24 protein-coding genes and 1 other RNA gene are annotated in these 24,395 nt (G+C 54.1%); 9 read left to right on the top strand and 16 right to left on the bottom strand.

Features of this window, described 5'->3' with window-relative positions; translation table 11 throughout:
• Nucleotides 1-363 precede the first annotated feature (363 nt).
• Genes dolP through ABLU78_RS16925 form a run of 4 tightly spaced genes read right to left on the bottom strand, consistent with a single transcriptional unit; the run spans nt 364 to nt 4,011 of the window.
• A complete protein-coding gene (gene dolP / locus ABLU78_RS16940) occupies nt 364-939 on the bottom strand; it encodes a division/outer membrane stress-associated lipid-binding lipoprotein (RefSeq protein ID WP_015369543.1) in 576 nt (191 codons plus the stop codon).
• Between the two features lie 9 nt (nt 940-948).
• Nucleotides 949-1,539, bottom strand: a complete 591-nt coding sequence (diaA, locus tag ABLU78_RS16935) for a DnaA initiator-associating protein DiaA (RefSeq protein WP_015369544.1) — start codon at nt 1,537-1,539, stop codon at nt 949-951.
• 25 nt (nt 1,540-1,564) lie between these two features.
• Nucleotides 1,565-1,951 carry a YraN family protein gene (locus ABLU78_RS16930; protein ID WP_015369545.1) on the bottom strand — a complete coding sequence of 129 codons (387 nt, stop codon included), beginning with the start codon at nt 1,949-1,951 and terminating at the stop codon, nt 1,565-1,567.
• The gene (locus tag ABLU78_RS16925) at nt 1,909-4,011 is read right to left on the bottom strand and encodes a penicillin-binding protein activator (protein ID WP_042897918.1); all 2,103 of its coding nucleotides are present in this window, start codon (nt 4,009-4,011) and stop codon (nt 1,909-1,911) included. Before ABLU78_RS16925 ends, ABLU78_RS16930 begins: the two co-directional genes overlap by 43 nt.
• A 63-nt stretch (nt 4,012-4,074) precedes the next feature.
• Here ABLU78_RS16925 and rsmI point away from each other — a divergent pair, with 63 nt between their 5' ends.
• Entirely contained in the window at nt 4,075-4,935 is an 861-nt protein-coding gene (gene rsmI / locus ABLU78_RS16920) for a 16S rRNA (cytidine(1402)-2'-O)-methyltransferase (protein WP_042897916.1), read from the top strand.
• 33 nt (nt 4,936-4,968) lie between these two features.
• Here the strand turns inward: rsmI and ABLU78_RS16915 are convergent, their stop codons facing one another.
• From ABLU78_RS16915 to kbaZ, 9 genes are all read right to left on the bottom strand, one after another.
• Entirely contained in the window at nt 4,969-6,858 is a 1,890-nt protein-coding gene (locus tag ABLU78_RS16915; protein WP_032712578.1) for an enterotoxin, read from the bottom strand.
• An 82-nt stretch (nt 6,859-6,940) separates the two neighbouring features.
• Nucleotides 6,941-7,813 carry a tagatose-bisphosphate aldolase subunit KbaY gene (gene kbaY, locus ABLU78_RS16910; RefSeq protein WP_032712577.1) on the bottom strand — a complete coding sequence of 291 codons (873 nt, stop codon included), beginning with the start codon at nt 7,811-7,813 and terminating at the stop codon, nt 6,941-6,943.
• A 12-nt stretch (nt 7,814-7,825) separates the two neighbouring features.
• Nucleotides 7,826-8,980: an SIS domain-containing protein gene (locus ABLU78_RS16905; protein ID WP_015369550.1), complete on the bottom strand. Its 1,155-nt coding sequence runs from the start codon at nt 8,978-8,980 to the stop codon at nt 7,826-7,828.
• A gap of 281 nt (nt 8,981-9,261) precedes the next feature.
• A complete protein-coding gene (gene nagA / locus ABLU78_RS16900; RefSeq protein ID WP_015703583.1) occupies nt 9,262-10,395 on the bottom strand; it encodes an N-acetylglucosamine-6-phosphate deacetylase in 1,134 nt (377 codons plus the stop codon).
• Nucleotides 10,392-10,826, bottom strand: coding sequence for a PTS galactosamine/N-acetylgalactosamine transporter subunit IIA (gene agaF / locus ABLU78_RS16895; RefSeq protein WP_015369552.1), 435 nt, complete (start codon nt 10,824-10,826; stop codon nt 10,392-10,394). The genes nagA and agaF overlap by 4 nt, the downstream gene beginning before the upstream one ends.
• Before the next feature lie 16 nt (nt 10,827-10,842).
• The gene (agaE, locus tag ABLU78_RS16890) at nt 10,843-11,721 is read right to left on the bottom strand and encodes a PTS N-acetylgalactosamine transporter subunit IID (RefSeq protein WP_015369553.1); all 879 of its coding nucleotides are present in this window, start codon (nt 11,719-11,721) and stop codon (nt 10,843-10,845) included.
• Nucleotides 11,711-12,490 (bottom strand): PTS N-acetylgalactosamine transporter subunit IIC, encoded by a 780-nt coding sequence (gene agaW / locus ABLU78_RS16885; RefSeq protein ID WP_015369554.1) that lies wholly within the window; start codon nt 12,488-12,490, stop codon nt 11,711-11,713. Before agaW ends, agaE begins: the two co-directional genes overlap by 11 nt.
• A gap of 10 nt (nt 12,491-12,500) precedes the next feature.
• On the bottom strand, nt 12,501-12,974 hold the full coding sequence (gene agaV / locus ABLU78_RS16880; protein ID WP_015369555.1) for a PTS N-acetylgalactosamine transporter subunit IIB: 474 nt from the start codon (nt 12,972-12,974) through the stop codon (nt 12,501-12,503).
• Between the two features lie 19 nt (nt 12,975-12,993).
• Nucleotides 12,994-14,289, bottom strand: coding sequence for a tagatose-bisphosphate aldolase subunit KbaZ (gene kbaZ / locus ABLU78_RS16875; protein ID WP_048229543.1), 1,296 nt, complete (start codon nt 14,287-14,289; stop codon nt 12,994-12,996).
• A 249-nt stretch (nt 14,290-14,538) separates the two neighbouring features.
• Here kbaZ and ABLU78_RS16870 point away from each other — a divergent pair, with 249 nt between their 5' ends.
• A complete protein-coding gene (locus ABLU78_RS16870) occupies nt 14,539-15,348 on the top strand; it encodes a DeoR family transcriptional regulator (RefSeq protein ID WP_015703580.1) in 810 nt (269 codons plus the stop codon).
• A 67-nt stretch (nt 15,349-15,415) separates the two neighbouring features.
• On the opposite strand, the gene garD is transcribed toward ABLU78_RS16870, so the two are convergent.
• Nucleotides 15,416-16,987, bottom strand: a complete 1,572-nt coding sequence (gene garD / locus ABLU78_RS16865) for a galactarate dehydratase (protein WP_015703579.1) — start codon at nt 16,985-16,987, stop codon at nt 15,416-15,418.
• 517 nt (nt 16,988-17,504) lie between these two features.
• Here garD and garL point away from each other — a divergent pair.
• The 6 genes from garL to ABLU78_RS16835 all read left to right on the top strand — a co-directional run bounded on the left by garL (nt 17,505) and on the right by ABLU78_RS16835 (nt 22,474).
• On the top strand, nt 17,505-18,275 hold the full coding sequence (garL, locus tag ABLU78_RS16860) for a 2-dehydro-3-deoxyglucarate aldolase (RefSeq protein WP_032715882.1): 771 nt from the start codon (nt 17,505-17,507) through the stop codon (nt 18,273-18,275).
• A gap of 26 nt (nt 18,276-18,301) precedes the next feature.
• The gene (gene garR, locus ABLU78_RS16855) at nt 18,302-19,192 is read left to right on the top strand and encodes a 2-hydroxy-3-oxopropionate reductase (protein WP_015369560.1); all 891 of its coding nucleotides are present in this window, start codon (nt 18,302-18,304) and stop codon (nt 19,190-19,192) included.
• Nucleotides 19,193-19,257: 65 nt separating this feature from the next.
• Complete coding sequence (garK, locus tag ABLU78_RS16850) at nt 19,258-20,403, top strand: glycerate 2-kinase (protein WP_020077863.1); 1,146 nt, start codon at nt 19,258-19,260, stop codon at nt 20,401-20,403.
• Nucleotides 20,404-20,435: 32 nt separating this feature from the next.
• Nucleotides 20,436-20,816, top strand: an RNA gene (gene rnpB, locus ABLU78_RS16845) — RNase P RNA component class A.
• Nucleotides 20,817-21,053: 237 nt separating this feature from the next.
• Nucleotides 21,054-21,914 (top strand): mechanosensitive ion channel domain-containing protein, encoded by an 861-nt coding sequence (locus ABLU78_RS16840; RefSeq protein ID WP_048229542.1) that lies wholly within the window; start codon nt 21,054-21,056, stop codon nt 21,912-21,914.
• Nucleotides 21,915-22,063: 149 nt separating this feature from the next.
• The gene (locus tag ABLU78_RS16835; RefSeq protein WP_045359734.1) at nt 22,064-22,474 is read left to right on the top strand and encodes a hypothetical protein; all 411 of its coding nucleotides are present in this window, start codon (nt 22,064-22,066) and stop codon (nt 22,472-22,474) included.
• A 31-nt stretch (nt 22,475-22,505) separates the two neighbouring features.
• Here ABLU78_RS16835 and ABLU78_RS16830 read toward each other — a convergent pair whose 3' ends face one another.
• Both ABLU78_RS16830 and ABLU78_RS16825 read right to left on the bottom strand, forming a co-directional pair.
• Entirely contained in the window at nt 22,506-22,667 is a 162-nt protein-coding gene (locus ABLU78_RS16830) for a hypothetical protein (RefSeq protein ID WP_080968070.1), read from the bottom strand.
• Nucleotides 22,668-22,690: 23 nt separating this feature from the next.
• The gene (locus ABLU78_RS16825) at nt 22,691-23,392 is read right to left on the bottom strand and encodes a pirin family protein (RefSeq protein WP_015703573.1); all 702 of its coding nucleotides are present in this window, start codon (nt 23,390-23,392) and stop codon (nt 22,691-22,693) included.
• Between the two features lie 104 nt (nt 23,393-23,496).
• On the opposite strand from ABLU78_RS16825, the gene ABLU78_RS16820 reads away from it, so the two are divergent.
• Nucleotides 23,497-24,393 carry a LysR family transcriptional regulator gene (locus tag ABLU78_RS16820; RefSeq protein ID WP_015369566.1) on the top strand — a complete coding sequence of 299 codons (897 nt, stop codon included), beginning with the start codon at nt 23,497-23,499 and terminating at the stop codon, nt 24,391-24,393.
• Nucleotides 24,394-24,395: the final 2 nt, after the last annotated feature.

Raw genomic sequence — 24,395 nt, 5'->3', positions numbered from 1 at the left:
CACGCTGGCTGAAACTGCCGGTGTTGGTGGCCTCAAAATCGCTGAGACGTTCCCGGAAGGCCGGGGCAGCCCGCATGGATGCGGGCTGAGGGCCGTGATTTGCAGGGACGCTGCCTCGGCCCGACCCGAAGCCTGCCGGGATAAGTCGAAGGTACCACGAAGTGGCGATTTTGGCGGCCAGAGCCCGGGAGTACAGAGGGCGGCGGCGACTGGCCGCCCTCTGTGCGCTCCCTGCGCCACGGAAAACATATTGCATATAACTCAACCAGGAGCGCAATGTTCTCTGAAGCGACACGCGATAAACGCTTTTCTCAAGAGAAAAGTTGCCAACCGATAACAGTATCTACAACGGATACAGGGCGTTTATTTAATATAGGTAAACGCGGTGGTGACGCGGCTCACGCCGCTAACCCGGCTGGCGATATCCGCCGCCGCTCGGCCTTCGCGGTCGGTGACCAGGCCCATCAGGAACACTTCGCTATTTTCGGTCGTCACTTTCACATTCGAAGACTTCACCTGATCGCTGCCCAGCAGTTGGGAACGAACTTTGGTGGTGATCCAGGTATCCGACGACGCGGTGCCTAAGCCAATCGGCTGGCCTTGACGCACTTCATTGAAGACTTCGGTAGTCCCTTCAACCCCCATCGCGATTTGTTTGGCGCGTGAGGAGAGATCGGCGGTCGGCGACTGGCCGGTCAGCAGGACCTTGCCCTGATAAGCGGTGACGTTAATACGCGCTTCTTTCTTAATCTGTTCATCTTTCCCTAAGGCGCTGTTAACGCGTAGCTCCAGGGTGCTGTCATCAACCTGCGTACCGACCGTACGTGGGTCCGTTGCCGCTTTGGTGCCGACGGCTGCCGTACCGACTACCGCTGCGGCGACGCAGCCCTGTAGCAGTAGCGCAGAAAGCAGGATGGCGAGGGGCGAGAGAGCCTTCATGTGTTCTCCTTATTCGTCCTGGTGTGGAAAAAGCGTGTTATCAATCAAATCGCACAGACAATTGACGGTGAGCATGTGCATTTCCTGGATCCGCGCGCTGCGGTGTGAAGGAATGCGGATTTCAACGTCCTGCTGACCTAACAGGCCAGCCAGCTCGCCGCCGTCGTAACCGGTTAACGCCACGATAGTCATATCGCGGGTGACCGCCGCTTCCACGGCTTTCACGATATCCCGGCTATTGCCGCGCGTAGAAATCGCCAGCAGTACGTCGCCGGCGTGTCCCAGCGCGCGCACCTGTTTAGCATAGATTTCATCATGCAGGCGATCGTTGGCGATTGCGGTTAAGACCACATTATCGGTATTTAGTGCAATGGCGGGTAAACCAGGGCGCTCTGTTTCGAAACGATTGATCATGCTGGCAGCAAAATGCTGTGCGTTGGCGGCGGAGGTGCCATTACCACAACAGAGGATTTTGTTGCCGTTAAGCAGCGACTGAACGAGCGTCATAGCCGCGCGCGAGATGGCGTCCGGGAGCGCTTCCGCGGCGGCGATTTGGGTTTGAATGCTTTCGGTAAAGCAGGCTTTAATTCTGTCGAGCACGGGATCCCTTAAATCTGATAATACGCTATTCGCCAAAGGCGTTTTTCAGCCATTGGATGTCGTTGCCGGTGAAGGCTACCACATCGAAACGGCAATCCACAGTATCAAAACTCCCATTCTGTCGGGAGAGCCACAGGCGAGCGGCCTTGAGAAGGCGTTGTTGCTTTTGCGGCGTGACGCTGGCGGCGGCATCGCCGTAGCTGGCGCTGCGCCGGTAGCGCACTTCGACGAACACGATAACCGCGCCGTCGCGCATAATAAGGTCGATCTCGCCGCCGCGCTCGCGGGCGTTGGCGGCGATAAAACGCAGTCCATGCCGTTCTAACCACCGACGCGCCTGGCTTTCCCAGGCGTCGCCGGTCTGTTTACTTAGTTGGCTGCGACGATTTGCCCCTGTTGGTACTTGAGCCATGATAACTTCCTGTTAATCACGCAGTCCGGCGTAGCCGTCAGATCGCCCGTATTGCCGTTCAGCTCGTAACCTGGGCTCTGGCGCATTTGCGCGAAATGATTCGCCAGCGACCAGGCATCGGCGCCCATTGCGTACAGCCGCGCCAGCGAGTAGTCGTTACGCACGGCAGAGAGCGCCTGCTGCATCAGCGCCGGGTTACTGCCCGCCAGCATCGGGATTTCGCTATATTGCAGGCCTTCCATCTCCAGACGGAAATCCGGGCCGGAGGTGCCCTGGGCGCTACGGGAACTGGCGTACAGGGTGACGTTGCTCTGGCTGCCGTTGCGCATCGCGATCAGCGGCTTGATATAACCAATTTGTTCCGGGGTGGCGACGATATAGGCGGCATCGATGCTGCCGCCGCTGCTGACCGGAACGTCGCCTGGGTTGCCGAGCGAGCTATCTACAGATGAGGGCAGCGTCGATACCGGGCTGCCGGTCAGCGAGATGCCGCCGCCGTTGACGCCGGATTTCAGCTCCGCCGTCGATCCCAGACGCTGCTGCAGCACCGTACCGCCGCCCAGCTTCACCCACTCGTCGGCGAAAGCGCTGACCACGCGGTCGCCAAGCGCGCCGCGCGGCACCAGCAGTAGCGGCGTTTGTTTGCCCTGATCATGAATATGACGCGCTGCGTCGCGGGCTTCATCTTCCGGGGAGAGCGCGAAGTAGCACAGGTTCGGGCGGTTCTCGACTTTCCCCGGCTGGTTAAGTGCCAGCACGTTTAGCGAGGTGTTGCTTTTCATCACCTCTTCGACGTTTTCTTTCAACAGCGGGCCAACCACGATGGTGGCGCCGTCCTGCTGTACCTGCGCCAGAAGCTGGCTCATCGGCTGGCTGGTGGTATCGTAAATTTTCAGCTCAGCAGCAGGATTGGTGGTCGCTACCTCGGGCTGCGGCTGCACGGCTGGCGCGTTCACCGGTTGTGCTGCCGGTTGTGCTGCCGGCGTTGCGGCAACCGGGGCGGGTAGCGGAGCGGCTGCTGGTTTTGCGGCAGGCGCGGCCTGCGTTTCCGCTGGCGCCTGCACCGGATCGGCCTGGCTGCCGGTGGCGGTGAGATCGCCGACTTCCGCCTGCGAAGGGCTCACCACATCATTATTGCCGGCAACATTCGCCGCCTGGGCGACCTGCGCCGGCACTGCGCTGCCCTGGACCGCTGGGGCGCCATTCTTCGCCGCTTCAAAACCCTGCTGGATAGTGCGGCCGAAAATCGCCGCCTGGCCGTTCAGAGGCAGCAGCAGGGCGATTTTATTGGTCGAGGCCGGTTTATAGTTTTGCATATTCACCAGCGCAGTGGGCAGCATCTGCGCCCCCGGGTTCTGCGGATAACGGATTTGCCAGTCTTTGACGCCCGCTTTCAGCATTGCCGGATCGTTACGGTTGTCGAACCACATCCGCTGCAGATCCAACCAGCCCTGCAGCACGTTTTCGTCGGCATTAATCACCAGTGCGTTGGCCTGCTGCGGAGTCATCGCCGTCAGCGCTTTCCACGTGGCGTCGATATTTTGTTGTTTTTGCTTCGCCTGGCTTAGTAGGGGCTGCTGGGCAATCAGCGCGCGCAGCAGGGACAGAGAGGGCTGCCCCTGGCTGGCGTCAATTTGCGCCTGCCAGTAGCGCGGCTGCTGATTTTTTTCAAAACTGAGAGGATCGAGTTTGCTCAGCAATGCCTTCGCGCCCTGGTAATCGCCTTGCGCCAGTTTGACTTCCACCGCCAGCAGCGACTGTTCGCGGGCCTGCGTGCTGTTCAGGTTCGACGGCAGTTGGTTGTACAGGTCGATAGCCTGCTGCTTCTTACCTTCCTGCAGCAGTGCACGAATGGCGAGTAATTGCCAGTTGGTCTTGCTATCATTCGTGCTTTGCTGCATCTGCTGTAGGTAGAAACTGGAGTTGGCCTGCGACGTACCCTGCATAAACGCCGTGCTTTGATCCTGCGTGTGGGTGCCGCAGCCAGCAAAAAGAAGAGTCGCCAGCAATACGGGCAGACAGCGCGCGGGCTTAGAACGAAGAAATGTTGACGGTACCATATGTATCCAGTGATATTTTTTTGGCTCAATGCTCAATATTAAATCGGCAATACGGACGAGACAATGAAACAACACGAATCAGCGGATAATTCTCAGGGGCAACTGTATATTGTGCCCACTCCGATAGGGAATCTGTCTGATATCACGCAGCGCGCACTGGAAGTGTTGCAAGCTGTTGATTTAATTGCTGCTGAGGATACCCGTCATACCGGTTTGCTGCTGCAGCATTTTGCGATTAACGCCCGTTTATTTGCCCTTCACGACCATAACGAGCAGCAAAAGGCCGAAACACTTTTAGCGAAATTAAAAGAGGGGCAGAACATCGCGCTGGTGTCCGATGCCGGCACGCCGCTGATTAACGATCCCGGCTACCATCTGGTGCGCACCTGCCGTGAAGCCAATATCCGCGTCGTGCCGCTGCCGGGTCCTTGTGCAGCGATTGCCGCTCTGAGCGCCGCCGGTTTGCCGTCCGATCGTTTCTGCTATGAAGGTTTCCTGCCGGCGAAATCGAAAGGCCGCCGCGATACCCTGAAGGCGCTGGAAGAAGAACCGCGCACTCTCATCTTCTATGAGTCAACGCACCGCCTGGTGGAGAGCCTGGAAGATATCTGCGCGGTTCTGGGCGAATCCCGCTACGTGGTGTTGGCGCGCGAGCTGACCAAAACCTGGGAGTCTATCCACGGCGCGCCGATTAGCGAGTTGGTGGCATGGGTGAAGGAAGACGAAAATCGCCGCAAAGGCGAGATGGTGCTGATCGTCGAAGGTTTTAAGGCCCAGGAAGAGGCGCTGCCGGCAGCCGCGCTGCGGACTCTGGCGCTGCTGCAGGCGGAACTGCCGCTGAAGAAAGCCGCCGCGCTGGCCGCGGAAATCCACGGCGTGAAAAAGAATGCGCTGTATAAATACGCGCTGGAGCAGCAGGGATAATCACTGCGCCCGGGGGTAACCGGGCGCGGCTGGCTATTTTATCGGCGTCGCTTCGAAAACCAGCGTTTGCAAGGGTTGTAGCGTAACAATAGCCGCTTGCTGATAGTCAGCAGGGAATGTCGCGTTACTGCCGTAAACGCTTTTTAACGTAAAGCGCGACGTCTCTCCCTGCGGTATCTCGAAGGCTTTAGCGAGATCGAGATAAAATTGCTGTGGTTTATCTGATGGGTTACGCAGGCCTAAAATCGCCTTATCTTTATTCCATGAGGCCCAGCCGTAAACTTCCAGTGCGGTAGGATCGCCGCCGACCCAATGGGTATCCACCAGCACGTCGGCATTTGCTCTCGACCATTTTGCTGCCTGCGCCAGGGTGTCCCACTTCACTTTGTTAAGTAGCGACGGCGTGATGTACAGCTCCTGTAATTGCGTACCTGTCGCGAAATAGCTCCAGACCTGATCGGCAAAATCGCTATCGGTTTGCGGTTTTTCCAGCCCGTAATAGGCATTTTCAGCACTGACAATACCATGATACATCAGTGAGTTAAGCGGGAAGAGCGGCCCTTTACGCACAATCGAACGATAAGTCTCGGCATCCCGATAGGTTATCCATTGCTGCACCGGCGTCCCCGGCCCGTAAAGATTGATATCGTCGCCCTGGCGCCATATCGCGTCGGCATAAAAAAGCCAGGAAGGACTGGCATTGGTCCCGGTGGTTAAATTAATAAATTGGTCGGGATTGGCGCTGCGCATGTTATGCAGTAAGGCAATCGATGCATCAAAATCGGAAGCAAACTGGCTACCCGGAATATGTGAATTCGCGTTGCCCATACCATCAAGCTTAAAAGAGGTAATATGTTCGTCTTTAATCAGCTTAATAATCTGTTGATTGAAGTTATTGAAATAGTGTCGCCCGGATAGGGCGAATTTGCCATCAACCGTTTCAAAACCATACTCTTTGGCGTGAGAGACGCGGATATCTCTGGGCTTATTATAACCACCCCATGGTGAAAGCCACAGCCCCACTGAACTTTGCATGCTGGCTGCTTTTTCCCGAACCTTACTGAACCCCTGGCTGAAAGCGGGGCCAAAGAGCCATCTGCCAGTACGATCGTCCCAACCATCATCCAGAAGAAAGGCATCTAATGTGACGCCGCGTCCGGTGATAAATTCCTTATTCCACTCATCCATCCGGCGTAGAACATCCTGCTCGCTATAGGTGGTGAAGAAGCCGATATCCATCCAGCTGTTATAGTGCAGATAGGGTTTATAGGGGCGGGGACGCACGGCATTAATAAAGAGGTTTACGCTGCGACGAAGCTGATTGGTTGCTGGAAAGGTGCCGAAGTAGGTCGTATAGCTGAGCGGTGTGGCAGGGTCGATAGCGGTTTTTAATTCTACATTCAGATTCGTGGTTGCCTCATAAGCCCAGGTATTTACGATAGGTTTATCGGGCAGTATAAAAAAGGAATCAGCAACGATCGGTGAACTATTAATAGCGCCATCGACATAGGGTGCCTGAGATTGTTTTTTAGTTGGGAAAAAGGTTATTTTCGCTACGTCTCTCGATTGGCCCACCGCCGCGATAGTGTAATCAATACTCGCGTAGTTTCCCTTTATCAGGTTCATCTTAACCGTGACATTAAAATCCGGGCGGGAGTAGTCGACGACAATAGAATCATTATGTTTCTCGACATGCTTTATTTTAAAATCAGCGGTGTGGATGATGGTTTCATCAGGTAGTGTGAGAAAAAACAGTTCCTGCGGTGAAAGCTGATGGGCGGATTTTTCATCTTTTACCTTCGCGGAGGAATCCGCATCGTTAAATGAAAGCGCCATCGACGCGTTATTTAATGTGTATTCAGCGGCGGCGGCGCCTTGAGAAATCAGCAGGGCCAGTAACGAAACAGTGAGCGCTTTTTTCATAAGAGAGATCCTTGTTGTCGTTCTATCAGAGGTCAATAACGTTAGCCCTATCGGGCTAACGCGTTTTAATATCGTATGATGTTCAGGCTTCTGCGGTCTGTAATAGTCGGTTAGCGGAACCGCACACGTTAATTTTACTTTTCACGATTTCTTTCATCGCATCCATGCCAACACGCATGTAATAACGCGGATCGTTCCCTTGCGGGTTTTCAGCAAACCAAGTTTTCACCGCGGCGGCGAAGGCGATTTTGAGTTCTGTAGCGACATTGACCTTGCAAATTCCCAGTGTGATAGCGCGGCGGACATAGTCATCCGGTACATCGCTTGCGCCATGCAGCACCAGGGGGACATCAACCACTTCCCGAATTTCTGCCAGCCGTTGGAAATCGATTTTAGGCGTTTTTTGATACAGCCCATGAGCGGTACCGATCGCCACGGCGAGGCTGTCGATACCTGTCAATTCGACAAAGCGTTTCGCCTCTTGCGGGTCTGTGAGAAATGCGCTTTCCGCATCAACGTTAAGATCGTCTTCCATCCCGCCAAGCCGTCCCAGTTCTGCCTCAACGCTGCAATCCAGCGCGTGGCAATAATCGACGACCGATTTCACCAGCTTCACATTCTCTGCAAACGGAAAATGGCTGCCATCGATCATCGCGCTGCGGACCCCGGCATTAACCTTACGACGAATATCCGCCAGCGATTCATGATGGTCGAGATGTAGCGCAATTGGCATAGCGTAGGTGGCGGAGTAGGCCTGGCAGAGTGCGTAAATTTCCTCGAGCGCGATATGCTTAAAGGTTCCCGGCGTGCCGGCAAGGATCACCGGCGATCGCATTTCACTGCACGTTTCAAGGATCGCCTGGATCGTTTCGGCGTTGTGAATATTAAATGCAGGAACCGCATAACCTTTACTCTGTGCATCCTGCAGAAGATATTTGGTGGAAATAATGCTCATGGCGCGCTCCTTTTAAGCCTGCCAGGGATGAATAACAACACCTTGTACGACGCGATTAACGGTACCGCTGGCGGAAGGCGTATCCGGGGTGTTACCCACGGCGAGAGATTGGTTAAGCGCGAAGATCTGGGCATACATCAGGAAGCAGAAAGCCAGTTCGACATCGCTGAAACGGCGTGATGGCGGGATGATGATATGCGGGCCTGCCTCGATAACAGGATCGGTTCCTGCGGCGATGGCCACTATCCGCATGGCCTGGCGATCGCGACGCAACTCAGCGAGAAGATCCAGATCGTACTGGCGGGTATAAGGGTGGTTGGAGATAAACATCACCACCAACGTTTCGTTATTCACCAGTGATTTAGGGCCGTGACGGAAGCCGGTAGGCGAGTCATAAAACGCGGTTAGCTTACCTGCCGTGAGCTCAAGTACTTTCAGGGCGGATTCGCGCGCAGCGCCCTGTAGCCCGCCACTACCGAGGTAAACGATCCTTTTCCACGCTTCGTTGCCGAAAACCCCAGCGTTAACATCGAGCAGCGAGTTAAGAATCGTCTGGCAGCAGTCAGCGACATCGCTGAATGTATGGCTATTAATGAGGTTGGGTGCGAACACTGCAAGGCAGCTGGCCATCATGGTGGTAATACTGCTGGTCATCGCAAAGCCGCGATCGTGAGTTTCTGGCGGCATTAATAGCGGCAGAGCGTTGTCGCTATCCAGCGCAGTTTGATACAGGCTACCTGCTTCGTTGCAGGTAATGGGTAAGTGATAACACTCTGTAACAAACTGATTCGCCAATTTCACTGCGGCCACGCTCTCTGGGCTATTACCTGAACGGGCGAATGAGACCAGCAGCAGTGGATGAGCGGGATCCAGATAATCCATCGGATTGGTCACCAGATCGGTAGTTGGAACGGCGCTAAAATTTTTACCGCTATGACGGGATAACCATGGCGCAATGATGTCGCCAATAAATGCTGAAGTTCCAGCGCCGGTAAGGACGATACGGAGATCGTTTTTTCGTAGTAGCGGCGTGAGAAAGCCGTCAATCTCCGCTCGTAAACGATCGATATGCTTTAAAGATTGGATCCAACTGCCTGGTTGCTGGCGGATCTCTTCTTCGGTCCAGGTACCAGTGGTTGATGGCGCAGGGGTGTATCTTTCTGACATAACGCAATCCTTATGGTGATGATTTCCGCTTTCGGTGTGGGCTAATGCAAGACTTTCGTTTCGTTTCACTTTGACTTGCTTTTAATGTGTTAAAATTTACATGAAAGAAATCGAAAGCTCAATGATGTGATTAACAATAAAACGAAAATAGCGATGCTTTGGCGTTATTTTTTACGTAACAAATTGAAATTATATGGTTTTTATTTGGATATGCCGTGAACTAAAAAGAAAGGAAAAGAAAGGTCTGCAGGCAAGCTGCAGACCAGAGGAGATAAGTGAACTTAAAGCGAAAACGCTTCGCCGCGGATCCAAATGTTTTCCACCCGCAGCTCGTTATCAACTGCAATCATGTCGGCCATTTTTCCCGGCTGTAACGATCCTAATTGCCGATCCAGCCCTAATAGACGCGCCGGGTGTAGAGAAGCCATATGTATAGCCCGTTCAGCCGTCATCCCGGGTAATGAACTGATGGTGCGCACGGCGGAATCCAGTGACAGGGTACTCCCCGCCAGGCTACCGCTGAGGGTACGAACGATCCCATCACGCATTTCTACCCTTTCGCCACATAAGGTGTAATTACCGTCAGGCATACCCGCCGCCTGCATAGCGTCGGTTATCAGCACGATACGATCTCCAGCGCAACGGCAACATAGCTGCATTGCCGCAGGATGTACGTGATGACCGTCAGCAATGAGTTCAAGCCAGGCGCGGTTATCGGTTAATCCAGCGCCGACCATGCCAGGTTCGCGATGATGTAAACCGCTCATGCCGTTGTAACAATGCACCAGGCCATCTGCACCGGCATCGAAGGCGGAACAGGTTTGTTCCCAGGTTGCCGCACTATGCCCCAGCATCACCCGTACACCTTGCCGTTTGAGATGACGGATCGCCTGCAGTGCCCCCTCTTTTTCCGGGGCAAGGGCGACGACGCGTAGCGTCTCGCGAGAAACCGCAATCAACCGATCGAATTCGGCAAGATCCAGTTCTCTGAACCATTGTGCCGGATGAGCGCCTTTATGCGGCGGCGTGAAGTAGGGGCCTTCAAGATAGCTGCCAAGAATTTGCGCTCCCGGACCGCCTGCGTGAACGCGTCGCGCAATACGTTCCAGCGTCGCATGGATTTCCGCTAACGGCGCGGTGACGGTGGTCGGCAACCAGTTGGCGACCCCCTCACGCGCTTTATGTTTCGCAAGGAGGTCTAACGTATCCGGTGCGTCATCCATGACATCTACGCCTGCGCCGCCGTGGACATGAATATCGATATATGCGGGACACAGCAGCTCGGCGTCGCGAGTGAGAACACCCGCGGGGATCGGCTCCAGCGCCACGATAACGTCATTTTCAAACCGTAGCTGATGGTCATCAAGCCAGCCTTGCTCTGTGAGTAAGCGCCTGGCGCGCAGTATGCGGCTCATATACCTTCCTCAACAGCATGATCTTCCCGGCAGCGTCCCAGCTCATCGACCAGACAGGTTAATCCGCGATGACCGCATTCCAGTGCCTGAAGACGAAAGGCTTCGCTGGTTAATCCTTCTCGTTCCAGCACCATCTCCAGCAGTAGCTGCAGGTTAGTGCCGGTAATGACTTCTCGTCCGCGTTTTTGCATCGCCAGCGTGGAGGCGACGCGAAATGGCGTGCCGCCAAGTAAATCAGTCAGAAAAACAATATCTTCTTCGCCATCCAGCTCGTTTACCGCCTGCTCCAGCTGTGCGGTCAGCAGGGCGGTCGTGGAGGATTCAGGAAAATCTATCGCAATGAATTGCGACTGTTCGCCAAGGATCTGTTTCATTGCCTTTTCCATGCCGCTGGCAAATCCGCCATGCCCGGTCAAAATGATTCCTAACATCGAAAACCTCTTAGCGTTACAGGAAGTGACAGAATTTACCTACAATGCCCAGCGCGACGGTGATGCCGATAAGGCGGAGCGGGCTCCAGCCGCGGCGCACCAGCCAGAACATCACCAGGGTATAAACTAGCGGTAAAAAGGCGGGCATCAGCTTATCGATGACATCCGTTTGCAGTTTAACCACGGCATCGCCGGCAGTGATTTCAAGCGTTGTGCTTAAACGAACATAAGTCGCTACCAGCGCGCCAATCACCGTCATCCCGACGATAGAGGCGGCATGGCCGACTTTTTTGGTATTGGCTTTAATGAGCGGAATCGCCGCTACCCCCATTCGGTAGGCATAGTGCGCCAGACCGAAGCGCAGGCCGAGATGGACCACGTTGAACAGAACGATAAAAACAACCGCGCCGAGGATCGACCCTTGTAGCGCCAGGCTGGCGCCAATGCCGCCGCAAATCGGCAATAGCGTTAACCAGAACATAGCATCGCCGATACCGCCGAGCGGCGCGCCAACGGCGATTTTGGTGTTCTGGATACTGTTAACGTCCTGCTTCGAGCGCTCCATCGCCAGAATTATGCCGATGACAAAGGTCACGAGGAACGGATGGGTATTAAAGAAGCCCATATGTCCTTTCATTGCCCGTGCCAGATCGCGCGGATTAGTGTGGATTTTCTTTAATGCCGGCAATAGTCCGTACAGCCAGCCGGAAGCCTGCATACGTTCGTAGTTGAAGGACGCCTGTAATAGCATTGAACGCCAGGCCACCCGATTAATGTCTTTTCTTGTCAGGTCGGCCCCAATGCTTTGATCTTCATAAACGTTTTCATTAACGCCAGTGAGCAGCGTCGTTTCGCTTTCGGCCACGTTGGGCAGCGTGTGTTGATTAGATGCCATCTTCGAATTCCTCTTTAGGCGCAGCAGGTTGAGTCGGTTCGGGAGATTTGCGTAGCAGGTCGATAAGCGCCATGGCCAGCGCGGCGGCAGCAATGGCTAACACCGGGAGCTTGAGCCAGGCCGCCGCGACGAACCCGATGATGAAATAGGGGATATAGACGTTTTTCATCATGATTTTTAGCAGTACGGCAAAACCGATTGCCGGCATGATGCCGCCAGCGACGCCAAGGCCATCGATTAGGCGCTCAGGGAGCACATCTATTGCGGTTTTGGCGTGTTCTGCGCCGAAGTAGATAGGCAGAAAAGCACAGAGAAAATAAAAGGTACCTAATGCCAGCAACGCCAGGTAATTCACACGCTCAATACCGCGGGTATCGGCATTTGCCGCCATGCGATCGCAGCGCGACATAACCCCTGACATCACTGAGAAAAGGAACGTTATCCCCATCTGAACCGCGACGGCGAAGGGGACCGCAACGCCGACGGCGACGTCGGGTTTAACGCCGGTGGTAATAGCGAAGGTGGTGCCGACAATGGTCCCGATAATGACGTTCGGCGGTTGCGCGCCAGCCAGTGGCGCCAGACCCATCCACACCAGCTCCAGCGTGCCGCCGGTTAATATACCGGTATGAAGATCGCCGAGGATCAGGCCCACTAAGGGGCCAAGGACCACCGGACGATGCATATGGGTTAAACCGTTGAACATATCCAGACCGGCGATAAAGGCAAGGATACCCAATGCAATGGCTTGAAAAAGCGAAATTTCCATGGCGAGCCCCTTAGAGCAGTTTATAAAGATCCATTGCCGGTTCTGTCGGAACTCCTTGAATGAAGCACTCAACGCCGGCGGATTTCAGACCGTTAAAGGCGGCAATATCATTGCCGTCGACAGAGACGGTTTTGGCAATTTGTCGTTTCCCGTCGGCGTAGTGCATATTGCCGACGTTGATGCGCGATACCGGCACCCCGCCGGAAACCAGCGTCAGAAAATCGGCGGGCGATTTACATACCAGCAATATTTTTTGCCGATCGGCGGCGCGATGAATGTTGTCGATGACTTTTTGCAACGACCAGAAGCGCACGGCAATCCCCTCTGCCAGCACCATCTCCATCAGGTTCTGTTGTACGGGGTCTTCAGCAACCTCGTCATTGGCAACAAGGACCAGATTCGCCCCCGCGAAACCGACCCACTGCACACCAACCTGGCCGTGGATTAAACGTTCATCAATGCGACTTAACACAATATTTGGCATCGCCGTTTCCTCTTCGTTGTTATCCGTTATGAGATGTCATGCCCTGACAGGCGTCATGGTATTGCTGCAAGATGTCCTGGACGTGGCTAATGATGAGTTCATGCGGCGTAGCGCTGAGCGCCCCCTCGCGAACTTTTACGTACTGTAAAGGCAGATACTGGCTAATGAGCGGAAGTGGAATGGCTTCATCGGCCAGATTGCGCACCAGATGCGCTAAAGCGGTGTCTATCTGGCTGTCCGGCCAGTAGTAGCGAACGCGATCGGAATAGCTGTAGCCGCGTGCTAACCGCCGTGCGTGGCCATCGCCGTGGTAGTGGCTTTGCCAGTATTCCGGACGATCGAGCATGACGTTTTCCAGTACCATGCGTAATCCCGAACAGGATTTTGCCGGTACGATTTCTTCTTCAATCGCTGCTAAAGCGAAAAGCGCTTCACGCAGCGCGAAAGTCAACGCCGGGCCGACTTTCAAAATCGCGAAATGATCGACTACCAGTTGGCGTAGCGCATGCGGGGTCTGATAATCCGTGGAATGCGCTTCAAAGAGCAATGTGGCATAGTCTTCTACCATAGCGCTGAGGGATTTTGCTTTTTCAGATTCGTAATCAATGACTTGTGCATGATCGAATTCCACGCCAGGCTGTACCACGAGCGCGATAATTCGCGGCCAAATACCCTCAAGCCCCACACTGGTAAAGGCGACCCTGTGTGCATCGAGAGTGGCGCGAGCCGCATCCGGGGTGGTGACTTGTAGGGTGTTGAGGGTTTCGTGAGCGCCACCGGGCACGGGAACCTCAGTGCCGATAACGTAAACGAGATCCGATTTGCCTTTCAGGGCAATACAGGTTTCTTCTGCGATTTTTGCCAGCCTTGCGGCGCGTTCAGCGACAAGGTAATCAGTTAAGGGAATGGGATCGTCTTTGCATGACATACTGCAATCGAGGTGGATTTTTTTAAACCCGGCGGCGACATAGCTTTTAATCAGATCGTCGGCGTGGGCCATGGCTTGTGCGACCGGAAGATGTTGCCAGCGGTTTGGCCCCAGATGATCGCCGCCGAGGATGAGCCCGTCGCGGGGGAACCCCAGTGTATCGGCAAGATGATAGATAAAGCCGCAGAAATCAGCGGGGGTCATACCGGTATAACCGCCAAACTGATCAACCTGATTGGAGGTCGCTTCAACGAGCAGGGGCGTATGGTTTGCCTGGGCAAAACGAATGGCGGACTCCAGTACCAGTGGATGCGCGGAGCACACCGCGTAAATACCATTCGCTTCACCCTGTTTGTGTCGCACCACCAATTGTGTAAGATGTTTCACTTTCCTCTCCAGGTCAGAAATCAACGATTCGATCTTTCGTTTTGTTTCGCTTTATAGTGCTTCAGCGTGCTTTAAAAATAAAACGAAAGATAATAGTTTTCCGATCTGTTTCACAAAAGAAACATAATGAAAGCTTTCAGCACGGTGTGGTTCCTTTTTTGCCGTGCCAATAGCGCTTGCATTCTGCTAAAAGAAAGGCGTTAATAGTCAAAACGAAATGAAACGAAAGATACAGCCAAGGATATTGTTATGAACAGCAGCGAGTCATCTGCCGAAAAGCGCATTGCGGGAACAAGTGAAAGGCGTGAGCAGATCATCCAGCGGTTGCGACAGCAGGGAAGCGTCCAGGTTAATGACCTGGCGGAGGCGTATGGTGTATCGACGGTCACGATACGCAACGATCTGGCGTTTCTGGAAAAACAGGGCATTGCGGTGCGAGCATACGGCGGCGCGCTGATTTGCGATAGTCATACTCCAGGCGTTGAACCTTCAGTTGAAGATAAAAGCGCGCTTAATACGGCCATCAAACGCCAAATTGCCAGCGCCGCCGCTGAGCTGATAAAACCGGGACACCGAATTATTCTCGACTCAGGCACTACCACCTGTGAAATCGCGCGCCAGCTCCGACAGCATAGCGATGTTATCGCGATGACTAATGGAATGAATGTCGCCAACGCGTTGTTAGAAGCTGAAGGCGTAGAATTACTGATGACGGGGGGGCACCTGCGTCGCCAGTCGCAGTCATTCTATGGCGATCAGGCTGAGCAGTCCTTGCAGAACTACCACTTTGATATGCTTTTCCTCGGGGTGGATGCGATAGATCTGGAACGTGGGATCAGCACTCATAATGAGGATGAAGCCCGCCTGAACCGTAAAATGTGCGAAGTCGCGGAGTGTATCGTCGTTGTGACTGATTCCAGTAAATTCAATCGTTCCAGTTTACATAAAATCATCGATACGCAGCGCATTGATATCATTATTGTCGATGACGGGATTCCGCAAGAAAGTCTGGAGGGGTTACGTAAGGGCGGGATTGACGTTATTCTCGTCAAATCATAATTCGGTGTAAGTTGCCAGCCGGGGTATGCTCTATAACCCGACTGGCGATAGACGCTGACTTTTAGGGTCACGTCACCGGCGCCGGGTTAAACACCGCCAGCTGGTTATGCAGACCCCATTGATCGGAGAAGGTTTTCTTACGTCCGCTGGCGACGTCGAGAATGAACTCGAACAGTTTCTGCCCAACCTCCTCAATCGTCTCTTCGCCGGTCGCGATAGTACCGGCATTGATATCCATTAAGTCGTACCAGCGGTTGGCAAGCTCGGTACGGGTCGCCATTTTAATCACCGGTACCGCCATCAGCCCGTAAGGGGTGCCGCGCCCGGTGGTGAACACCTGAACGGTAATGCCGGAAGCCACCTGTTGAGTACCGCAGACAAAATCGCTGGCCGGTGTCGCCGCATAGATAAGCCCGCGTTTCGTCGGGCGCTGACCCGGCGAAAGGACTTCGACGATGGCGCTTTTACCTGATTTGGCAATTGAACCCAGCGCTTTTTCCACTACGTTGGCCAGACCGCCTTTCTTATTACCCGGTGACGGGTTGGCGCTGCGGTCGGTTTTCCCCAGCTCCAGATAGTTATCGTACCAGGCCATCTCTTCCAGCAGGCGCTTGCCAACTTCTTCGTTGATGGCGCGCGGGGTTAACAGATGGATAGCATCGCGCACCTCGGTCACTTCCGAGAACATTACCGTCGCGCCGCAGCGCACCAGCAGATCTGAGGCATAGCCCACCGCCGGGTTGGCGGTCACGCCGGAGAAGGCGTCGCTGCCGCCGCACTGCATACCGACCACTAAGTCCGAAGCCGGGCAGGTCTCACGCTGACGAGCATTGAGTTTGGCCAGGTGGCGCTCGGCAACCTGCAGAATATCATCGACCATCGATTTAAAGCCGACATGCTGTTCGTCCTGCAAACGCACTACGCTTGCGCTATCGACGGCGATCGGCTGCACGTCTTCGGTTCCCTGCAGCAGACGTTCCGGCTGCAGCTTTTCACAGCCCAGACCAATCACCATCACCTCACCGCCAAAGTTGGGGTTCAGCGCGATATTGTGGATGGTGCGAATCGGTACGATCGCCGCCGGGGCGTTAATCGCCACGCCGCAGCCGTACAGATGGTTTAGGCCGACCACGCCGTCGACGTTGGGGTATTTTGGGAGCAGATCGCGTTCGATGATCTTGACCACATAATCCACCACACCGGCGACGCAGTGCACGCTGGTGCTGATCCCCAGCAAATTCTTAGTTCCCACGCTGCCATCGGCATTGCGATAGCCTTCAAAAGTGTATCCTTCCAGTGGCGGCAGCGGTTCCGGGACTTTGGTCGCCAGCGGTAAGGTGTTGAGCGGCGGCGCGGTCGGCAGCTCAACCAACGACTCATCAATCCAGCTTCCCTTTGGTATATCGCGAACGGCGAAGCCAATCACTTCGCCGTAGCGGATGATTTCACCATGGGCAGGAATATCGACAAGGGCGACTTTATGACCTTGCGGGATATGTTCAACGAGGGTCAGGCCATCCGGAAAACGCGTTCCGGCGGGTAAACCGCGATCGTTAACAATAATCGCCACATTATCGGTAGGGTGCACTTTTATATAAAACGCCGTCGGCGACTGTTGTCGAATCTCAATCTCAGCCATTGTCCAGTGTTCTCCAGAACGGTGCTAATAATAAAAATAAAACGTTAATTCAGCTTGTGCCTATCAGAATGATGAAATACAGAATGTCAGGAGTTATAGCAGCAAAATGTGATCTTGGTCACTGCTTGCGGTGACGGTTGCCAGCATTGAACGGCAATCCTAAGAACTGTGGATTAGCGCCCATAACCTATGGCATTTGCATAACGAAAATGATTATTAAAGCGCTTATATTGTGATTATGCATAGTGCCTGGTCACGGTGGGATGATTATACTGAGTCATGTTTTTGAGGAATCTGATATGTGAATAGATGGCTTCAATATCGTCAATAAAATAAATAGCCCGCTGAAAATAATAAAAGGTGTTCTGTGTCAGAAGAATATCTAAATGATTCTGCATTGGACCAGAGAAAAAGGAATGCCAGCCCGCTATTTAACTCTGCTAATTATATTGGTGGTTGGCGAGATGAAACGTATAGAACAGTAGAAGTAAGCAATGATTAACCCAAGGTAAAAATCATGGATAACGCAATTTTCCCGAATAAATTTAAGGCCGCGCTGGCGGCCCACCAGGTACAAATCGGCTGCTGGTGCGCTCTGGCGAATCCGATTAGCACCGAGGTATTAGGGCTTGCTGGTTTCGACTGGCTGGTGCTTGACGCGGAGCATGCGCCGAATGATGTGACCACACTTATCCCGCAACTGATGGCGTTGAAGGGCAGCCACAGCGCGCCGGTGGTCCGCGTGCCGACCAATGAACCGATTATCATCAAGCGCATGCTGGACATCGGTTTCTACAACTTCCTCGTGCCGTTTGTCGAAACCGCTGAACAGGCGGCGCAGGCGGTAGCATCGACCCGCTATCCGCCGGAAGGCATCCGCGGGGTCTCCGTTTCTCATCGCGGCAATATGTTCGGCACCGTAGCGGACTACTTCACTCAGTCGAATAACAACATCGCCATTCTGGTGCAAATTGAGAGCCAGACCGGGGTGGACAATGTCGACGCGATCGCCGCGACCGAGGGCGTTGATGGCCTTTTCGTGGGGCCAAGCGACCTGGCCGCAGCATTAGGCCATCTGGGCAATGCCGCACATCCTGACGTCCAGCGCGCCATCCAGCATATCTTCGCCAGCGCGAAGAAACACGGTAAGCCGAGCGGCATTCTTGCACCGGTGGAAGCCGATGCGCGCCGCTATCTGGAGTGGGGCGCGACCTTCGTCGCCGTCGGTAGCGATTTAGGTGTCTTCCGTTCAGCAACCCAGAAACTTGCTGATTCTTTTAAAAAATAATCACCAGGATGAAGAGAGAGAACATTATGACAATCAAAGTGGGTTTTATTGGTCTTGGCATCATGGGCAAGCCGATGAGCAAAAATTTGCTGAAAGCGGGTTATTCGCTGGTGGTATCCGACCGTAACCCTGAAGCCATTGCTGACGTGATTGCCGCGGGCGCAGAGACTGCGAGCACGGCGAAGGCCATTGCTGAGCAGTGCGATGTAATTATCACCATGCTGCCAAACTCTCCGCACGTGAAAGACGTTGCGTTGGGTGAAAACGGCATTATCGAAGGCGCGAAACCGGGCACCGTGGTGATTGATATGAGCTCCATTGCGCCGCTGGCGAGTCGCGAAATCAGCGAAGCGCTGAAGGCCAAAGGCATCGATATGCTGGATGCGCCGGTGAGCGGCGGCGAACCCAAAGCGATCGACGGCACCCTGTCGGTGATGGTTGGCGGCGACAAGGCGATTTTCGATAAATACTACGACCTGATGAAAGCGATGGCGGGATCCGTGGTGCATACCGGCGAGATTGGTGCAGGCAACGTCACCAAGTTGGCCAACCAGGTAATTGTGGCCCTGAACATCGCGGCAATGTCGGAGGCGTTAACTCTGGCCACCAAAGCCGGCGTTAACCCGGAACTGGTTTATCAAGCGATCCGCGGCGGCCTGGCAGGTAGCACCGTGCTCGATGCTAAAGCGCCGATGGTGATGGATCGCAACTTCAAGCCGGGCTTCCGTATCGATCTGCATATTAAAGATCTGGCCAATGCGCTGGATACGTCTCACGGCGTCGGCGCCCAGCTACCGCTAACGGCGGCGGTGATGGAGATGATGCAGGCGCTGCGCGCGGATGGCCTGGGCACCGCTGACCATAGCGCTCTGGCGTGTTACTACGAAAAACTGGCGAAAGTGGAAGTGACTCGCTAACAAGAAGGGCGTGTTCCCGCGCCCTGTCATTCTTGCCTTGCGCGGTACAGTCAGGCGACATAACTATGAAAATCGTAATTGCCCCAGACTCTTATAAAGAAAGCCTTTCTGCCAGCGAGGTAGCTCAGGCGATAGAAAAAGGATTTCGGGAAATTTTCCCCGATGCGCAATATGTTTCTGTTCCGCTTGCCGATGGCGGCGAGGGAACGGTTGAGGCCATGATTGCCGCCACGCAGGGTACGGCGCATACGGCGCTGGTCACCGGGCCGCTGGGGGAAAAAGTGAATGCCCGCTGGGGCATGTCCGGGGACGGCAAAACCGCATTTATTGAGATGGCCGCGGCCAGCGGGCTGGCGCTCGTGCCGCCTGAGAAACGTAATCCTCTGATCACCACTTCTCGCGGTACCGGCGAGCTGATTTTACAGGCGCTGGAGCACGGCGCGACCAGCATCATTATCGGCATCGGCGGTAGCGCGACCAATGACGGCGGCGCCGGGATGATGCAGGCGCTGGGCGCAAAGCTCTGTGATGCCAACGGCAGCGACATCGGTAATGGCGGTGGTTCCCTTAACTGCCTGAATTCAATTGATGTTTCGTCCATGGACCCACGTCTTAAACACTGTGCTATTCGCGTGGCTTGCGACGTGACAAATCCGTTGATTGGCGAACAGGGGGCATCGCGCATTTTTGGCCCACAAAAAGGGGCGACCGAAGCGCTCATTGTCGAGCTTGATAATAATCTTGCCCACTACGCCTCGGTTATCAAAAAATCGCTGCGCGTGGAGGTGAAAGATGTCCCCGGCGCCGGAGCGGCGGGGGGAATGGGGGCCGCGCTAATGGCTTTTCTGGGGGCTGAACTGCGCAGCGGGATTGAGATTGTGACGATGGCGCTTAATCTGGAAGAACATATTCACGACTGCACGCTGGTGGTAACCGGCGAAGGGCGACTCGATAGCCAGAGCATCAACGGCAAAGTACCGGTTGGCGTAGCCAATGTGGCGAAGAAATACCATAAACCGGTGATTGCTATTGCCGGCAGTCTGACCCGCGATGTCGGCGTGGTACATCAATATGGCATCGATGCGGTGTTCAGCGTACTGACCAGCATCGGCTCGCTGGAAGAGGCATTCCGCGGCGCATTCGACAATATTTATCGCGCTTCGCGAAATATTGCCGCGACGCTGGCGATCGGAATGCGTTGTGCGGGGTGACAAAGGCGCGCGAACCCTCTATACTTCGCGCCGAAGCTGACCAGACAGTCGCCGCTTCGTCGTCGTCCTCTTAGGGGGAGACGGGCGGAGGGGAGGAAAGTCCGGGCTCCATAGGGCAAGGTGCCAGGTAACGCCTGGGGGGTGTCACAGCCCACGACCAGTGCAACAGAGAGCAAACCGCCGATGGCCCGCGCAAGCGGGATCAGGTAAGGGTGAAAGGGTGCGGTAAGAGCGCACCGCGCGGCTGGTAACAGTCCGCGGCACGGTAAACTCCACCCGGAGCAAGGCCAAATAGGGGTTCATAAGGTACGGCCCGTACTGAACCCGGGTAGGCTGCTTGAGCCAGTGAGCGATTGCTGGCCTAGATGAATGACTGTCCACGACAGAACCCGGCTTATCGGTCAGTTTCACCTCTTCAATGTAAAAACCCCGCTCCGGCGGGGTTTTTGCTATCCGGAGGTTGGAACAAAGATGAATGACTGTCCACTTTTAAACAGCTTTCTGGCTGCATTGCAGGCCGCGCTCGTTGATACTGTCACGCTTTGAAAATGTATCTTCTATCCATTAATCTCAATCCCTCATTTGCAGCGGTCATCATTCAGCTTAATGGATAGCAGGTTTTACGTGTTATCCAGACAGGGGCGGTGGACGTGAAAAATGTAGTGTTATTCCCTCAACTCAAAACGGCAATAGCATGGCTGGTTGGTCATGGCGAGACGATTATGCAGTTTGCCTGGAATATCGTGGCGGCGCTGATTATTCTTTTTATCGGGAGAATGCTTGCAAAAGTCCTCGCCAAAACCTTCGAGAAAATTCTGCTGCGACGCAACGTAGATGCGACAATCGTCCACTTCTTCGCCGCGCTGGTGCGCTATATCACCATGGCTTTTGCGATTATCGCCGCGTTAGGTCGAGTAGGGATTGAAACTTCTTCCATCATCGCGGTTATTGGCGCGGCGGGTCTGGCCATTGGCCTGGCGCTGCAGGGCTCGCTGTCAAATTTTGCCGCTGGCGTACTGCTGGTGACTCTGCGTCCATTCAGGGCGGGTAATTTCGTGCAGGTTGGTTCGGTATCAGGGATGGTGCAATCGGTACATGTTTTTTCTACGACGCTGCTTACTGTAGATAATAAAGAAGTCATTATCCCGAACGGTAAAATTATTGCCGATAGCATCGTTAACTACTCCCGCCATCCCTATCGCCGCATCGATCTTACGCTCGGCGTAGCGTGTCATAGCCAAATATCGCACGTTAAACAGGTTATCCAGACGCTCATCGATGATGAAAAGCGCATCGATCATTCTCGCGGTACCACCGTTCGCCTGATTGAGCTGGCGCCCGGTTCGCTTAACTTTACCATTCGCGTATGGGTGAAAAATGCTGAGTATTGGGATACCTATTTCGATTTTCTGGAGAATATCAAAAATACGCTTGATGAAAATAATATCTTGCTGGCCGCGCCACGCATGGATATTAATTTAACATCAGCGGATTTAGCACGTGTTCAATAAGAAAGAAGAATTTTATATTTTATACAATTCATTTGGTGAATATATTATCTGAATATTTACACTGGTGAACATGATTTTTTACACATCGTCATTATTGTTCAGGGAATAATAGGTCGTCTTATCACTACGTACTTATTCAGGATAACAAGATGAACAAACTTTCTCGGATGGTATTAATGATGGCTGTAGCCGCAGGGTTCTCCATGGCGGCACAGGCCGCTGAGGTTACCGCCGCGCCGGCGCCGGCTCAGGATCCTATCGTTCAGCATTTAAAATTGAGCCAGGATCAGGTCGCAAAAATTAAGAGCCTGCATCAGGAAATGGAAAAGAACGTCCAGCAGATTTCACAGAAAGATATTAAAGATGGCGTGTTATTTGACGTGATCGATTCTGGTAAGTGGAATGAAAAAGCGGTTAAAGATCAGCTGGCGGCCTTTAGCAAGGTTGAGCAACAGGTGCGCTATTATCGCGTGAAGTACTATTTCGGCGTAAATCAGGTACTGACACCGGAACAACGTACTCAGGTGAAAAAAGATCTCTCTCAGGCATTGAGCGAGTAATAAAGTCGGCCCCGCTATGGGGCCGATTTCTTCAGGCGGCGTTATCTTCATCCTGCAACCGCGTTTGCGCATCTTCCACGATGACTTCCAGTTCACTCAGCATCTCTTCATAGCCAAAGCCGATTGGGCTCATGGTTTCCACAGCGACTGGCTGGTCTAACGATTTTGCCTTTTTGCTTTTTTTCTTGCTCACTCACAAACTCCCGGGCTTCCTTGTTACACCGGTAAATCTATCAGCAAAGCGCGCAGCGGCGTATCGGCGACGAGGGTAATGTTAGCTTCGTCACGAATAAACGCGCCATCGCCGCAGGTTAATGCCTGTTTCTCTTCCTTTTTTGCCACGGCATGTACCGTCCCGTGAATCGACTGCAGATAGGCGCGCGGGCCGTGCAGTTGAACGTTGATCTCTTCGCCCTTCGCCAGCTGCAGATGATGAATCCACACCTGCTGACGCAGCTGTAAACTGTCGCCGCTGCCGTCCGGTGAGGCTAATAGCTGAATCGGCGAATCGCCAACCGTCATTTTCTGTACCAGCGGGTTTTCGCGCTCCGGACAGGCGTCGAGCCACAGCTGCATGCGCGTCAACGACTGCTCTTTACTGAGATTATGCTCGCTGTAACTGACCCCCGGTTGGGTTGAGAGCAGCAGGGCTTCGCCAGCTTTTGCCTGTATGTGGTTGCCGTCGCTATCGCGGTATTCCGCTTCACCTTCCAGAATCAGATTCAGGATATCGACCTTTGGGTAGGTGCGCGGCTGAAATGACGCGCCCGGCGCCAGCACTTCTTGATTGAGTACGCGCAATGAGGCGTAACCCAGCAATTTAGGGTCGAAGTAGTGGCCAAAGGAAAAGGTGTAGCGGGCCTGCAGCCAGCCGAAGTCTGCTTGACCGCATTGTTTGGCTGTTCGGGTTGTAATCATTTTCTTGACCTCTCTTTACACTAAATCAATGGTAAAGGTATGGACGCTGTATTGTTAGCCAGATATTCTGCCCGGTATGTTCAAAATTCCTGAATGAGAGCGAAATGGCGAAAGAGAGAGCATTAACGCTGGAAGCGTTACGCGTAATGGATGCAATAGACCGACGCGGGAGCTTTGCCGCTGCGGCTGACGAGCTGGGGCGCGTGCCTTCAGCCCTAAGCTACACCATGCAAAAACTGGAAGAAGAACTGGATGTGGTGTTGTTTGACCGTTCCGGCCATCGCACAAAATTTACGAACGTTGGCCGCATGCTGCTGGAACGCGGCCGCGTGCTGCTGGAAGCGGCGGACAAGCTGACCACCGATGCCGAAGCGCTGTCGCGCGGCTGGGAAACTCACCTGACCATCGTGACCGAAGCGTTGGTTCCTACCACCGATCTGTTTCCGCTGATTGAGAAACTGGCGACTAAATCCAATACCCAGCTGTCGATTATTACCGAAGTGCTGGCCGGTGCCTGGGAACGGCTGGAGCAGGGACGTGCTGATATTGTCGTCGCGCCGGATATGCATTTTCGTTCATCGTCAGAAATTAACTCGCGTAAGCTCTATTCGGTGTTAAGCGTTTACGTTGCCGCGCCGGATCACCCGATTCATCAGGAGCCAGAACCGCTTTCTGAGGTGACGCGGGTGAAATATCGCGGCGTCGCGGTGGCGGATACCGCGCGCGAGCGTCCGGTTCTGACGGTGCAGCTGCTGGATAAGCAGCCGCGTTTAACCGTCAGCACTATTGAAGATAAACGCCAGGCGCTGCTGGCGGGGCTTGGCGTGGCAACCATGCCGTATCCGTTGGTTGAGAAGGATATTGCCGAAGGGCGCCTGCGGGTTGTGAGTCCTGAATATACCAACGAAATCGATATCATTATGGCCTGGCGCCGCGACAGCATGGGCGAAGCCAAATCCTGGTGTCTGCGGGAGATCCCGAAACTGTTTACCGGCAGATAACG

The organism is Klebsiella sp. JN_Kp122 (assembly GCF_040062085.1).
GTDB lineage: Bacteria > Pseudomonadota > Gammaproteobacteria > Enterobacterales > Enterobacteriaceae > Klebsiella > Klebsiella aerogenes.
The sequence above is the reverse complement of the archived record's forward strand: the minus strand, read 5'-3'. Positions and strand labels throughout refer to the sequence as shown.

What these genes read in the sequence shown, in the direction of transcription:
- garK (WP_020077863.1), top strand. Translation starts at nt 19,258, where the DNA reads ATGAAAATCGTAATTGCCCCAGACTCTTATAAAGAAAGCCTTTCTGCC.
- ABLU78_RS16870 (WP_015703580.1), top strand. Translation starts at nt 14,539, where the DNA reads ATGAACAGCAGCGAGTCATCTGCCGAAAAGCGCATTGCGGGAACAAGT.
- ABLU78_RS16905 (WP_015369550.1), bottom strand. Translation starts at nt 8,980, where the DNA reads ATGTCAGAAAGATACACCCCTGCGCCATCAACCACTGGTACCTGGACC.
- garR (WP_015369560.1), top strand. Translation starts at nt 18,302, where the DNA reads ATGACAATCAAAGTGGGTTTTATTGGTCTTGGCATCATGGGCAAGCCG.
- ABLU78_RS16930 (WP_015369545.1), bottom strand. Translation starts at nt 1,951, where the DNA reads ATGGCTCAAGTACCAACAGGGGCAAATCGTCGCAGCCAACTAAGTAAA.
- ABLU78_RS16825 (WP_015703573.1), bottom strand. Translation starts at nt 23,392, where the DNA reads ATGATTACAACCCGAACAGCCAAACAATGCGGTCAAGCAGACTTCGGC.
- ABLU78_RS16835 (WP_045359734.1), top strand. Translation starts at nt 22,064, where the DNA reads ATGAACAAACTTTCTCGGATGGTATTAATGATGGCTGTAGCCGCAGGG.
- rsmI (WP_042897916.1), top strand. Translation starts at nt 4,075, where the DNA reads ATGAAACAACACGAATCAGCGGATAATTCTCAGGGGCAACTGTATATT.
- kbaY (WP_032712577.1), bottom strand. Translation starts at nt 7,813, where the DNA reads ATGAGCATTATTTCCACCAAATATCTTCTGCAGGATGCACAGAGTAAA.
- agaF (WP_015369552.1), bottom strand. Translation starts at nt 10,826, where the DNA reads ATGTTAGGAATCATTTTGACCGGGCATGGCGGATTTGCCAGCGGCATG.
- ABLU78_RS16820 (WP_015369566.1), top strand. Translation starts at nt 23,497, where the DNA reads ATGGCGAAAGAGAGAGCATTAACGCTGGAAGCGTTACGCGTAATGGAT.
- dolP (WP_015369543.1), bottom strand. Translation starts at nt 939, where the DNA reads ATGAAGGCTCTCTCGCCCCTCGCCATCCTGCTTTCTGCGCTACTGCTA.
- agaW (WP_015369554.1), bottom strand. Translation starts at nt 12,490, where the DNA reads ATGGAAATTTCGCTTTTTCAAGCCATTGCATTGGGTATCCTTGCCTTT.
- garD (WP_015703579.1), bottom strand. Translation starts at nt 16,987, where the DNA reads ATGGCTGAGATTGAGATTCGACAACAGTCGCCGACGGCGTTTTATATA.
- garL (WP_032715882.1), top strand. Translation starts at nt 17,505, where the DNA reads ATGGATAACGCAATTTTCCCGAATAAATTTAAGGCCGCGCTGGCGGCC.
- ABLU78_RS16925 (WP_042897918.1), bottom strand. Translation starts at nt 4,011, where the DNA reads ATGGTACCGTCAACATTTCTTCGTTCTAAGCCCGCGCGCTGTCTGCCC.
- agaE (WP_015369553.1), bottom strand. Translation starts at nt 11,721, where the DNA reads ATGGCATCTAATCAACACACGCTGCCCAACGTGGCCGAAAGCGAAACG.
- ABLU78_RS16915 (WP_032712578.1), bottom strand. Translation starts at nt 6,858, where the DNA reads ATGAAAAAAGCGCTCACTGTTTCGTTACTGGCCCTGCTGATTTCTCAA.
- agaV (WP_015369555.1), bottom strand. Translation starts at nt 12,974, where the DNA reads ATGCCAAATATTGTGTTAAGTCGCATTGATGAACGTTTAATCCACGGC.
- nagA (WP_015703583.1), bottom strand. Translation starts at nt 10,395, where the DNA reads ATGAGCCGCATACTGCGCGCCAGGCGCTTACTCACAGAGCAAGGCTGG.